This is a genomic window from Streptomyces sp. YJ-C3, assembly GCF_053891275.1.
This window is the reverse complement of sequence record NZ_CM132685.1, coordinates 5,161,848-5,174,258: the sequence shown is the minus strand read 5'-3', so window position 1 is coordinate 5,174,258 and position 12,411 is coordinate 5,161,848. Positions and strand designations below refer to the sequence as shown.

At 74.4% G+C, this 12,411-nt stretch carries 10 protein-coding genes and 1 pseudogene; 4 read left to right on the top strand and 7 right to left on the bottom strand.

Translation table 11 applies throughout. The features are described 5' to 3' along the window. Nucleotides 1–43: 43 nt before the first annotated feature. Nucleotides 44–715: a DJ-1/PfpI family protein gene (locus ACVHNB_RS23070; RefSeq protein WP_428956804.1), complete on the bottom strand. Its 672-nt coding sequence runs from the start codon at nucleotides 713–715 to the stop codon at nucleotides 44–46. 222 nt (nucleotides 716–937) lie between these two features. On the opposite strand from ACVHNB_RS23070, the gene ACVHNB_RS23065 reads away from it, so the two are divergent. Next, nucleotides 938–1,876 carry a GlxA family transcriptional regulator gene (locus ACVHNB_RS23065; RefSeq protein WP_428956806.1) on the top strand — a complete coding sequence of 313 codons (939 nt, stop codon included), beginning with the start codon at nucleotides 938–940 and terminating at the stop codon, nucleotides 1,874–1,876. 13 nt (nucleotides 1,877–1,889) lie between these two features. On the opposite strand, the pseudogene ACVHNB_RS23060 reads toward ACVHNB_RS23065, so the two are convergent. Beyond that, nucleotides 1,890–2,102, bottom strand: a pseudogene (locus ACVHNB_RS23060) (FCD domain-containing protein); the annotation flags it as partial. Between ACVHNB_RS23060 and ACVHNB_RS23055 the strand changes: the two are divergent. Next, on the top strand, nucleotides 2,059–2,748 hold the full coding sequence (locus ACVHNB_RS23055; protein WP_456225753.1) for a phosphogluconate dehydrogenase C-terminal domain-containing protein: 690 nt from the start codon (nucleotides 2,059–2,061) through the stop codon (nucleotides 2,746–2,748). The pseudogene ACVHNB_RS23060 and the gene ACVHNB_RS23055 sit on opposite strands and share 44 nt — an antisense overlap. 8 nt (nucleotides 2,749–2,756) lie before the next feature. Here ACVHNB_RS23055 and ACVHNB_RS23050 read toward each other — a convergent pair whose 3' ends face one another. The 4 genes from ACVHNB_RS23050 to ACVHNB_RS23035 all read right to left on the bottom strand — a co-directional run bounded on the left by ACVHNB_RS23050 (nucleotide 2,757) and on the right by ACVHNB_RS23035 (nucleotide 8,705). Further along, on the bottom strand, nucleotides 2,757–3,722 hold the full coding sequence (locus ACVHNB_RS23050) for an NAD-dependent epimerase/dehydratase family protein (protein ID WP_456228930.1): 966 nt from the start codon (nucleotides 3,720–3,722) through the stop codon (nucleotides 2,757–2,759). Between the two features lie 181 nt (nucleotides 3,723–3,903). Next, entirely contained in the window at nucleotides 3,904–4,536 is a 633-nt protein-coding gene (locus ACVHNB_RS23045) for a DUF6629 family protein (protein WP_428956808.1), read from the bottom strand. Between the two features lie 57 nt (nucleotides 4,537–4,593). After that, complete coding sequence (locus ACVHNB_RS23040; RefSeq protein WP_428956809.1) at nucleotides 4,594–6,009, bottom strand: FAD-binding oxidoreductase; 1,416 nt, start codon at nucleotides 6,007–6,009, stop codon at nucleotides 4,594–4,596. A gap of 98 nt (nucleotides 6,010–6,107) precedes the next feature. Next, nucleotides 6,108–8,705, bottom strand: coding sequence for an ATP-binding protein (locus tag ACVHNB_RS23035; protein WP_456225752.1), 2,598 nt, complete (start codon nucleotides 8,703–8,705; stop codon nucleotides 6,108–6,110). Between the two features lie 156 nt (nucleotides 8,706–8,861). Between ACVHNB_RS23035 and ACVHNB_RS23030 the strand changes: the two genes are divergently transcribed. Next, nucleotides 8,862–9,332, top strand: coding sequence for a MarR family winged helix-turn-helix transcriptional regulator (locus ACVHNB_RS23030; RefSeq protein ID WP_456225751.1), 471 nt, complete (start codon nucleotides 8,862–8,864; stop codon nucleotides 9,330–9,332). Continuing rightward, entirely contained in the window at nucleotides 9,329–11,959 is a 2,631-nt protein-coding gene (locus ACVHNB_RS23025) for an FUSC family protein (protein ID WP_456225750.1), read from the top strand. The genes ACVHNB_RS23030 and ACVHNB_RS23025 overlap by 4 nt, the downstream gene beginning before the upstream one ends. Here the strand turns inward: ACVHNB_RS23025 and ACVHNB_RS23020 are convergent. After that, on the bottom strand, nucleotides 11,956–12,375 hold the full coding sequence (locus tag ACVHNB_RS23020; RefSeq protein WP_428956813.1) for a Ser-Thr-rich GPI-anchored membrane family protein: 420 nt from the start codon (nucleotides 12,373–12,375) through the stop codon (nucleotides 11,956–11,958). The genes ACVHNB_RS23025 and ACVHNB_RS23020 overlap by 4 nt on opposite strands. Nucleotides 12,376–12,411 lie beyond the last annotated feature (36 nt).

Sequence of the window (12,411 nt, the reverse complement as noted above, 5' to 3'; positions counted from 1 at the left end):
TGGTTCTTCTCTCTTCTCGGGATGTGAGCGTGCGGGGACGCGGTCAGAGCCGGGCGGGCTCCGGACCCGTGGCCCGCCAGACCGTGCCGCGCCGCTCGTGGGCGAACAACACCTCGACAGCGTGGGCGACTTGGGGGCCCACCTCGCGCTCCAGGAGATACAGGGCCAGGTCGAGCCCAGAGGTGACACCGGCGCCGGTGACGAGATCGCCGTCGTCGACGACCCGGGCGTCCACCGCGTGCGCACCGGTCGCGTCCAGGAGGTCCAGGCCCAGGTGGTGCGTCGTGGCGGGGCGGCCCTCCAGCAGCCCGGCCAGGGCCAGGACGAGCGAGCCGCCGCAGACGGTCGCGACCGTCAGCTCGGGGTTGTCCATCGCGGCCTTGAGCAGCGCGGGCAGCCCGGTGTCCAGCGTGCGGCCCAGCAGCACGGGGACCGAGTCCCCGGCCGTGTCCTCGTCGGGCACCTCGCCTGGCTCGCCGAGGCGCCCCGAGGCTCCGGGCACCAGCACGAGGCCCGCTCGCGACGGGTCGAGGGCGGCGGTGGCCCGCAGGGTGAATCCGCCGGTCCCGCTGACCACGTCGCGCGGACCCTCCGCGGAGACCAGCTCCACCCGGACCGCGCCGCCGGACGCGACACCGCCCGCGTGCAGCACCTCGAACGGGGCGACGGCGTCGAGGGGATCGAAGCCGTCGAAGAGGACGATCTGGACGTGCATGGGGGGAGGTTCCTTCATGTGCGACGGGCCCGGCGGGAGCCGGGATCGCCGTCGACGCTAGTCAGCCGCGCCCGCCCGTCCCAGTGGCAATAGTGACGACTGTCAACGGAATATCGCCAAGTCCGCCCGGCAGCCTTCCGGGAAGTCTTCTCGCAGGTCAGATCCATCGTTGTTCCCGTCGAAGGCTGTGGCGTCATCCAGGTGAAGGGGTAGGTTCTGGCCATGCACATCGTCGCCGTCCTCGCGCTGGACCAGGTGATCCCGTTCGACCTGTCCACGCCGATCGAGGTCTTCCACCGCACCCGCCTCCCGGACGGGCGCCCCGGCTATCAGGTCCGCGTGTGCGCCGAGCGTGCCGAGGTGGACGCGGGCGCGTTCACGATCCGCGCGCACCGGGGGCTGGAGGGCCTCAAGGGTGCGGACACGATCATCGTGCCCGGTACCGCCACGCCCACGGCCCCGCTCCCGCCCGCCGTCCGTGACGCACTGCGGACGGCCGCCGCGCAGGGCACCCGCATCGCGTCGATCTGCTCGGGCACCTTCCCGCTGGCCGCCACCGGTCTGCTGGACGGACTGCGCGCGACGACCCACTGGATCGCCGCGGATCTGCTCGCCGCCACGTACCCCGAGGTCGAGGTCGACCCCGATGTCCTGTACGTCGACAACGGGCAGATCCTCACCTCGGCCGGCGCGGCCGCCGGCCTCGACCTGTGTCTGCACCTGATCCGCCGTGACTACGGCTCGGCCGTGGCGGCGGACGCGGCCCGGCTCTCCGTCATGCCCCTCGAACGGGAGGGCGGGCAGGCGCAGTTCATCGTCCACGACCACGCGCCCGCACCTCAGGGGTCGACCTTCGAACCGCTGCTCGCCTGGCTCCGGGACCATCTGGACAGCGAGCTCACCCTCGCCGACATCGCCGCCCGCGCGGGCGTCAGCACCCGCACGCTCATGCGCCGCTTCCGCGAACAGACCGGCACCACTCCGCTGCAGTGGCTGCACCGGGCCCGCATCCGGCAGGCCCAGCACCTCCTGGAGACCACCGGGCATCCGGTGGAACGGATCGCCGCCCAGGTCGGCTTCGGTTCGCCCACCGCGTTCCGTGACCGCTTCAAGCGCACGACCGGGGTCAGCCCGCAGGCGTACCGCCGTACCTTCAGCTGACCGCCGCGACCGGTCAGGCCGACCGGTCGCCGTCGTCCGCCGGGGCAATCGACTCCCGCAGACGGGCGCTCGCCATCCGCATGTGCTCGGTCATCGCCCGGTCCGCGGCCTCCGGATCCCGGTCGCGGATCGCCTTGAGCACGGCGTCGTGCTCGCACAGGGTGCCGCTGACGGTGCCCTCGATGTCGCTGACCCGCTCCATCCACACCTGGAGCAGCGCCCGGATCGGCACCGTCTCGGAGCAGTTGGTGCCGCTGATGAAGCCGGGCGCCGTCGTCCTCACCCTCGACCCGGCCGCCGCGTACGCGGGCCTGCTGTTCGCCCGCGATGACGTGCACTACGCCTGCGCCCACCCCTGCCACCCGTCCGTCTTCCTGGAGCGCACCACCAAGGAGGAGTGGCAGGACACCTTCGGCGGGATCGCCGCCCCGCAGGAGGTCGTCGCCGCGTACGAGGGCGGCGACGCCGGGAAGCAGGCCCTCGCCGACTCCGTCATCCGCGTCATGTGCGCCCCCGTCGTCGACGTCCACTGGGTGACCGTCAAGCAGCTGGCCGTCCTGGAGCCGACGCTCGTCGAGACGATCGCCTGCATGGTCGGCGCGCTGCTCACCGAGGCGCTGCACGAGACCGTGCACACCGTCGGCGTCCCCGAGAAGGCCGCCCGCGCGATGCTGCTCGGCCACACCCAGGTCGCCCTCGCCAACACGCTGAAGGGCTCCAACCCGTTCTCCGACGCCTGCCTCATCGCGATGGACTTCGGCCGCGAGTCGATCGTCCGCGACGACTGGAAGAAGGTCTTCGACGACGCCGAGCTCGACAAGGTCATCACGCGCATGCTCAAGATCAAGGAGATCAAGCGCCAGCCGTACTGATCACGTCGTCAACGCCGGCCCGCCGTGGCCTGGGCGCTCAGCCACGCGCCGTACCAGGCGAGGGTGGCGTCCAGTGCCTCGGCGAGCGGGGTGGGGCGGACGCCGAAGTGCCCCTCGAAGGCGGCCGACGACATGATCTGCGGCTCGGTGTGCTGGTAGAACATCTCGGCGTACTCGGCCATGAACCGCTCGTCGAACGGCCCGAACGGCCGCGGCTCGGGCACCGCGGTCAGCCGGAGCGGCCGCCCCGTGCGCCGCTCGACCATCGTGAGGACGGCGCGGGTGGACAGCGCCGTGTCGGTCGGCAGGTGCCAGACGCGGCCGTCGCCGTCGGGGCGTTCGCCGAGCGTGGCGAGACCGGCCGCGACATCGCGTATGTACGTGTAGCTGTGCGGCTGGTCGATGTCGCCGAGGGCCGGCACCTCGCCGCCGGTCAGCGCGGCAGGGAAGACGGCGCCGCCCAGCGTCGAGTTGAGGACGCCGGGTCCGAAGAAGTCGGCGGACCGGCCCAGCGCCACCCGGGCACGCCCCGCACGGTGCGCCGCCAGGTACTTCTCGTCGAGCTCGGCCCGCATCCGCCCCTTGCGCGTCGTGGCCTGCCAGGGCGAGTCCTCCGTCATCACCGCGCCACCCGTCCCGCCGTACGGGTACAGCGTGTCGAGGACGACGAGGCGCGCCCCGCTCTCCTCCACCGCGCCCAGCACGGCCTCCTGGATGCTCGGCATCACCGCGACCTGGAGGTGGTAGCCGACATTGACGCAGTGGTACACGACGGCGGCCCCGTCGACGGCGATGCGCGCGCCCTCCGCAGTGCTGACGTCCGCGGCGAGGCGCCGGACGCCGGGGAGGGCGGGCCCCTCGCCCGTGCGGTCGACGAGGCGCACGGGGTGACCGCGGCGCACGAGTTCCTCGGCCAGGGCGGTCCCGGCGGGGCCGGAGCCGAGGACGCAGTGCAGGGGCCGGGCGGTGGTCATGGTGCTGGTCATGGGAATCCCTTCGGCGGACGCGCGCGGCGACATCGGGTGTGATGACTCATCGCGTCTGTTAGAGACTCTAACTCTCGCGCATGGGTGTAGCAAGGATGGGGCGCCCGCAGGGAGGGGCCGGGGGAGCGGGGGCTTGCGCGCGGCACGCGGGAGAACGGGCGGGAGGGGCTCAGTCCCGGTCGGCGGCCGGTGCGTCCCGGCGGACCCAGCCGTAGAGCACCACCGAGCACAGCGCGGCGGCGGCGCACCACGTCGAGATGAACTCCCAGCGCCACAGCGCCGCACACACGGCGGCGCCGACCGCGACCAGACCGCCCAGCAGGACCAGGCCCCCGTCGCCGGACAGCAGCAGCGAACCGATCGTCGCCACCAGATATCCCGCGATCAGCCATCCGGCGTGCGGCAGCCCGATCTCGTAGCCCATGGTGTGGCCGCGGATCCCGGCCGTGACCGTCTTCGTCGCCAGCACGTACGCGAGGGCGGCGGAGGTCGCGACGCCGCACACGAGCGGGACCACGAGGCGTCGGCGGGCCCGGTCCGGTGCCGCGCACAGCACGCCCACCGGGACCCACAGCGGCAGCAGCGGCAGGGCGATCACCGCCCAGGCGACGACCAGGGGCCCGCGGCCACCGCCCTCGGTCCAGATCACCGCCTCGATGATCTGGTGGGCACCGAGCAGCAGCGGGAGCGCCGCGAGCGGCAGGGCACGCGGTCGGGTGCGGGCCGCGCGCGCCACGCACGCGACCCCCACCGCGGTGATCGCGCTGCCCGCCACCAGATCCGCCGTCGCGCTCCAGCACATGCGCGCAACGCTACGTTCCCGAAGCCGCCGCGGCGCGTCGGCGCTCTCCTCGTACGGTCAGGGCCGGGCCTCGTAGCGGGAGGCCGGATCGGGTTCGATGTTCTGGTTGAGACGGAAGAGGTTCTCCGGATCCAGGGCCGCCTTGATCCGGGCGAGCCGCGCGTAGTTGCCGCGGTAGCTCGCCCGTACGCGCTCCTGCCCCTCGTCCATCATCATGTTCACGTAGGCGCCGCCCGCCGAGAAGGGATGCAGCGCCTCGAAGTAGTCGACCGTCCAGCGCCTGAGGAGCTCGGCGTTCGCCGGGTCCGGGTCCACGCCCGCGACGACGCTCGCCCACCTGGAGTCCCGGTAGTGGAACGCCGTGTCGGCCGCCCGGTGGTCGTGCACCGCTCCGTCGATCGGGTACAGGTGCATCCCGGACTGCACGGTCGGCGCCTCGGGCCCGAACTTGGCGTGCAGCGCCACGGCCTCGTCCGGGATGTCCCGCACGAAGTCGGCCCGCCAGTACCACTGCTGACCGGGCGGGTAGAGCTCGTCGAACATCGACTGCAGGGCCGGGTGCGGCATCGGCGCGACGGCGTGCAGCAGCGGGCCGGGGAGCCGGTCGAGGAACGGCGCCATCGCCGCACCCGCCGCCTCGGGATCGCCGCTCGTGTGGCACCACACGACGCCGCACACCTTGCGCAGGTGCAGTTCCTCGGGGAACGGGGGCGCCGCAGGCACGGTCCCGTACATGAAGAAGCCGTTGACGTCGCGGGGCGCGGACGGAATGAACTCCCGGTAGACGGACAGGACGTCGCCGCCCTGCTCGGCGGGCCAGAAGCTGGGTCCTGCCACGACCGTGGACACCTCGTGCAGCCGGAACGTGAACGCGGTGACGACGCCGAAGTTGCCGCCCCCGCCGCGCAGCGCCCAGTACAGATCCGTGTGCTCGTCGGCGTCCGCCCGTACCTGGGTGCCGTCGGCCAGGACGACCTCCGCGGCCAGGACGTTGTCGACCGTCAGGCCGCAGCGCCGGGAGAGATGGCCGAGCCCGCCGCCGAGGGTGAGGCCGCCGACGCCGGTGGTGGAGACGATGCCGCTGGGGGTGGCCAGGCCGTGCTCGTGGGTGGCCGCGTCGACCAGCCCCCAGGTGGCGCCGCCGCCGACGCGGACCGTGCGGGCGGCGGCGTCGACCTCCACGGAGTCCAGCGGCGCCAGGTCCACGACGACTCCGTCGTCGCAGGTGCCCAGGCCCGCGCCGTGATGGCCGCCGCCGCGCACCGCGAGCGGCAGCGCGTGCCGGCGGGCGAAGCCGATGGCACGCGCGACGTCGTCCGCGTCGGCGCAGCGCGCCACGAGGGCGGGGCGCCGGTCGATCATCGCGTTGTAGACGGCGCGGGCCTCGTCGTACCCCGAATCCTGCGGACCGGTCAACTCGCCCTGAAAAGACTTCAGTTCACGGCGCGCCGCCTGTGCGGGCGTGGTGGTCATGCGGCCCCCCGAGCCTGATGGACGTCGTCCGCTCGTTCTACGGCCGCGGGCCCGCCCCGGCATGCGTGCCCGCCACCCACCTCTGGCCCGCCGCCTGCCTATGTTTCGCCGCCCGGCAGCAGCCCGAGTTCCCGGGCCCGCGCGGCGGCCCGGCGCCGGGTGGGCGCGTCGAGCTTCTCCAGGACCGCGCTGACGTGGTGGTCGACCGTACGGACGGAGACGACGAGCCGGTCGGCGATCTCCGGATTCGTCAGGCCCGCCAACAGCAGCCGTGTCACTTGTAGTTGGCGGTCGGTCAGCCCTGCCGGATTGTGCCGCGTCGCCGCGTGCGGGCCGCGCGGCACGCGCCGCACGCCGAGCGCCCGCAGCTCGGCCCGGACCAGGCGGGCCAGCGGAACCGCGCCCATGGCGTCCAGGGCGGAGAGCGCGCCCACCTTGTCCGCCGGGTCCGGGCTCTGTGCGAGGGCGGCCGCGTGCTCATAGGGGCAGCCCGCCTCCCGCCACAGCCGGGCCGCCTTGTCCCACTGGCCCGCCGCCTGGAGCGCGTACGGGTGGCACGAGCCGTCGGGCGGCACGGTTCTGCCCGCCCTGCTGAGCCAGTAGCCGAGTTCGGCGCGTTGCGGGGCGGACAGCCGCCGGGCCCGCGCGTACACCTGCGCGGCGGCCGCGACCACACCTGCCCGGTCGCCGCGCAGCCAGGCGGCCTCCGCGCGGGCCGCCGCCACCGGCCCGGTGCGCTGCAGTTCACGGGTGCCCACGGCGATCCGCCAGGCCTCGTCGAGGAGCTCACCGCCACCCGGGTGGCCGCGCCGGATCCGGATCCGGGCGAGCACGGTGAGCGCGGGGCAGCGGGCGGGCGGGAACACATCGGCGCCGAGCAGCGCGAAGCGCTCGGCCGCCGCCCAGTCGCCCGCGGCGAACCGGTGCAGCGCCCGCTCCACCTGGAGGTAGGTGAGAAACCCCAGGTGCTCGGCGCGGTCGGCAAGCTCCGTGGCGGGGGTGAGGTACCGGTCCGCCTCGGCGAGACGCAGGTCGTCGAGGAGCGACCAGACGATGTTCGCGTACGCCCGGCAGGCGTGCTCCACCTCGCCGGCCGCCAGCGCCACCCGCAGGCTCTCCTCCAGCTGACGCTGCCCCGAGGGGTCGCCCGACCGCCAGCGGGCACTGCCGACGTTGTTGAGGGCGTGCGCGAGGATCGCCGTGTCGCCCGCCTCGCGGGCCAGCGCCAGGGCCCGCTCGCCGTACTCGACGGCCTGCGCGTACGCGTCGGACAGCATGCGCAGCTGTGCCGTGTTGCTCAGGGCGAGCGCCAACAGGCGCTTGTCACCGGCCTGTTCGAGCACGGTGAGCGCCTCGCGCGCGGCCGCCTGTGCCGCCGCCGCGTCGCCGGCCCACCAGTGGATGCGCGACAGCCAGCGCAGATCCGCCCCCAGCGCCCGCAGGTCGCCCAGCTCGCGGCGGACCCCGACGGCGTCGCGCTGGGCCGTCACGGCTGCTCGCGCATCCCCGATGGTGTAGCTCTCGACCGCGAACTGCTCCAGCAGATCGGCCTGTTCGGCGGGGCCGAACCGGTGCCGGTGCCGCAGCACGAGCCGCAGATGGGCGGCGGCCTCCCGGTGCGCGCCCGCGCGCGCCGCGTCCCGGGCCGCCCCCGGCCCGAACCGCGTCACGGCCCCGGTGTCCCCGGCCGCCGCCGCGTGGTGCACGATCCGCGACCGGTCGGCGCCCGGGGTCGTCACCAGCGCGGACAGGACGGCCCGGTCGAGCGCGATCCGGCGCGCCGCCGGCAGCGAGTCGGCGACGGCGCGCCTGATGATCTCGTGGCGGAACGCCACCCGGTCGACCGCCACGACCAGCAGCCCGCCCTGTTCCCCCGCCGCGAGTGCGCTGTCGCCGTCCGGCAGCAGCGCGTCCACGAGGGGACGCTCGACCGCCGAGGGCACCACTGCCAACTGTTCGAGGGCGTCCCGGGCCGCGTCGTCGAGGCCGCGCAGCCGGCCCAGCACGGCGTCGACGACGGTCGGCGGCACCTGCCCGGTGTCGCCCGCCGCGATCACCTCGGCGACGAAGAAGGGATTGCCCGACGTCACCGCGTACACCTGCGCCGCGTCGAGATCCGCCGCCGCGCTCAGGGCGCGCACCGCCCCGGGCGACAGCGGGGCCAGCGGCAGCCGGTGCACCCGGGCGACCCCCGACAGCAGCCCGAGCAGCTGCCGCAGCGGATGGCCGCGGCCGACCTGGTCGTCCCGGTAGGTGAGGACGATCGCGGCGGGCAGCCCGTCGACCCGGCGCACCAGATAACGCAACGCGTCCAGGGAGGCCTCGTCGGCCCAGTGCACGTCCTCCACGACCAGCACCGCGGGGCGCGGACCGCCGGCCAGCTCCGCGTACAGCGCCTCGTGCACCCGGTACCGGTCGCCCGCGTCGCGCAGCGCCCGCGCCAGCTCCGCGCCCACGCCGCCGGCGAGGTCCCGCAGCGGTCCCAGGGGGCGGCCCGTGGCCAGGTCGTCGCAGTACCCGACCAGGAGCCGCGCGCCGCGGGGCAGGACCCCCGGCAGGGCTCGCACCAGGGAGGACTTGCCGATCCCGGCCTCGCCGACGACGAGCGCCACACAGCCCGCGCCGTCCGCGGCGTCCCGTACGGCGGCGGCCAGTCGCTGCAGTTCGAGATCCCGCTCGAGGATCCCCCCGTCCATGTCCGGATCCTCCCACCACGGCGCCGGGCGCGGCCGCGTCGTGCGGCGGGATACGTCGATCGAACGAGACCCGCGGCACGGCCGCGACCGGGGCGTCGTAGGGCCGGGCCGGACCCCGGACCGAGTGCTTGTATCTGACATGTATATAATTTCCGTATGCATCTATCCTCGGAGTCCGTCGGTACCTTCGAGGCCCGGCGCATCGAAGGCGCCGCCCGCGGTCTGCTGCGGGGGATCGGGCAGCTCACCCAAGCCCTGTTCCGGGCAGGTGAGTTCGGACTCACGCGCAGTCAGGTCGCACTCCTCGACGCGCTCGAACCGGCACCGCGCCGGGTCACCGAGCTCGCCGCCCGGACCGGGATGGCGCAGCCGCGGGTCACCGTGATCCTGCAGAAGCTCGAAGAGGCCGGGCTCGTCGAACGGCAGCGCTGCGCGTCAGACCGGCGCGCGGTCGAGACATCGCTCACGCCCGCCGGGCGCGAACTGCTCGAACGCGGCCGTCAGCGGATGGCCGCCGCCCTGCTCACCGCTCTCGACGGCGGTATCGACGACTCGGAGCGCGCGGTCTCGGCCGCGCGGGATGCCATCGCCGTACTTGTGAACGCCATGGAATCGGAGGCCAGTTGACCACCCCGGACACACTGCCGGACACGTCCGCCCCGCACCGGACCGCCGCGGACCTCGCCCCCCACCGGGTCGCCGGGCCGCGCAGACGGTGGGACTGGGTGCTCGCCGCCGACCCCGGACTCGGCCAACTCCAGTCCGGATGGCGGTCGTTGGTCGCCATGGTCACCTCCCTCGCCGTCGGCTACGGCATGGCGCAGGCCCTGTCGATCCCGCCCATGATCGGCATGATGGTCGCCGGGATGATGGGCCTGATGAGCGCGTTCGCTGTCGCCGAGAACACCTGGGACCGGCTCGCCCGCGCCATCCTGTGGATGCCGTTCCCGTACACCGCGGTGCTGTGGCTGTGCGCTTCCCTGAACGGGGAGCGCGTCCCGCAGATGGTCCTGATGATCACCGCGCTCGCGCTGACCTTCTTCCTCGCCCGGTTCGGGCCGATGGCCCTGCTCACCGGCATGATGCTGTTCAACGGCCTGATGGTCGGCATGCTCGCGGGCATCCCGACGGCGCTCGTCGGCAAGGCGTTCGCCGTCGCCCTGGTCTCCGCCGCGGCCGTCCTCGCCACCCGCCTGCTGCTGTGCTACCCCATGCCCCGCGAGGACCTGCTGCGCACCCAGCGGGCCTTCGTCGTCGAGGCCCGGCGAGTGGCCGACGCCGCCGTCGACACGCTCGACCCCGACGCCGACCGGGAACGAGCGGTGCGCCGGATGAACCGCTCGCTGCGCCGCCTGAACATCACCACCGTCACCATCGACGGCCGGCTCGCCCAGCCCGAGGTCGCCGCCGACCCGGCCGCGGCCGAACTGCTGCACCGCCACCTGTTCGACGCCGAACTGGCCCTGCGCGGCATCGGCCAGGCGGCCGCCGACCTGACCCGGCAGCCCGTCCCCGAGCCCCTGCGCGAAGCGCTCGCCGTCGGCCTCGTGCTGGCCCGCGACACCCCCCTCGGCCAGGCGGAGGGCCTGCGCCCGGCCGCCGCCCACATCCAGGAGCGCGCCGAGACGATCCTGGGCGACGCGACCGCACCGGCCGACCACGTCGAGGCCGCCGTGCTCGCCCGTCGCATCGGACACCTCCTGGACTCGCTCGCCGCGTCCCTGCGCGACTGGCTCGCCCTCGGCCACACCGCGTCGACCAGCCCGGCCGACGTCCCGTTCCAGCCCACCGTCGCCCTGGAGAACAACCGGCTGCCCGGCTCGGCCGGCCCCGCCCGGCGCGTCCTCGCCGCGGGCTCGGAGTCCGGCTGGCGCCGCGCCGTCCCGTTCGTCCGCGTCCCCGTGCACGCCGCCGTCGCCGCCGCCATCGTCTGCCCGATCGCCGACGCCATCGACCCGCACCGCTTCTACTGGGGCCTGGTCGGCGTCATGATCACGCTGTTCGGCACCAACACCACCCACGAACGCCTGCGCAAGTTCGGCCACCGCATGGTCGGCACGGCGATCGGCGCCGTCCTCGGCATCGTCGTCCTGCACCTCATCGGCCGCGACCACGTGTACGCGACCCTCGCCGTCATCGTCGCCGGACTCACCCTCGGCGCCTGGGGCATGCAGCGCGCCTACGCCTGCTGGGTGGTCGGCCTGGTCGTCGCTCTCGTCCAGCTCTACGCCCTCACCACGCCCGACAGCGGCATGAACCACCTGCTGGGGGAGCGGCTCCTCGACAACGGCATCGGCATCCTCGTCGCCACCGCCTGCGCCGCCCTGATCTTCCCGCTGTCCCGCCGCACCGTCGTCAAGGAGGCCGAGCGCGGCTACGTCGACGCGCTCGCCCAGGTGGTCATGCAGGTCGAACAGCGCTGGTCCCGGCCGGACGAGCCGGTCCGGCTGCGCGGGGCGGCCCGCGCGGTGGACGCCGCGCTGAGCCAGGTGCAGAGCGTCGTACGGCCGCTGGTGCGGATGCCGGTCGGGGTGCGCGGGCCCGCCGCCGAGCACCGGGCAGCGCTCCTCGCCACGGCGACGGGCCACGCCCGGGCGCTGGCGGTGGCCGCCGACATCGACGTCGACCTGGCGCCGCGCCTGGCCGAACGCGCCCGACTGGTCACCGCCACCCTCACCGCGTCCCTCAAGGAACTCGACCGGTTCTTCGCGAGCGGCGAGGTGGACGGTGCCTGGCGGCGGATCGGCCCGCTCGTCCGTGAGCTGGAGGCGGAACTCGCCCCGGCCCCGCCGGGCCCGCGCGCCCGCCGCCTGCAGACCGCGCTGCGGGAACTCGACGCCCTCGACGAGACCCTCGCCGCCTACGCCGAGCAGGCCGGCCTTCCGATCGCCGCGGAGGGCCGCACCGCGCAGGCGCCCGCCTCGCCCATGCAGCGGCGCACCCGCGCCCTGATGGCGGCCTGGAACGAGCCTCACCTACGGGCGTCCGAGCCCACCGGGACGGCGCGCGTCGAGGGCCGCGTGTACTGCGCCGCACACCCCGAGGGCTGCCCCGCATGGGTGACGGTGATCAGCGCCCGCGGCAAGCGCCTCGCCAAGTCCCCGGTGACAGACGGCAGTTACGGCGTGGACGCGCTGCCCCCGGGCACCCACACACTGGTGATCTCCGCCGCCCGGCACGCGCCACGGGCCGTACTGGTCACCGTGCAGCGGCCGTCGGGCACGGTGCGGCAGGACGTGGAGCTGCGTTCCTAGGCTCCTGCGGGAGCGGCCGCGGGTGTCCGACGTGTCGCGCCCGCGGCCCCCGTGCCGCCCGCGGCAACGGTGAACGGCGCGCTGTAGCCCTGTTCGCCGCCGTCGCGGGCGACGACCTCGATCGCGTAGCCCGCGCCCTCCGGCACCTTCGGCAGGACCGTGGCGGTCTCGCCCGACGGGGCGTCGGTGAGCTTCGCGGCGAGCTGGACCACACGGGCCGTGCCGCCGCGCACGAGCCACATGTCCACCTCCCGCCCGGTGCCGTTCTGCCAGGTCACGAACAGGCTGCCGCCCGTCGGGTGCACGGAGTCCGCAACCGGGGCGGTCACGGTGACGGCAGCGGCGGGCTCGGCGGGAGGGCTGAAGCCCCACAGCAGTGGGGCGGCGGCCAGGGCCAGGAATCCGGTACGGCGCATGCGACGACCTCGTTCCGATCGGGAGTTCGACAAGGA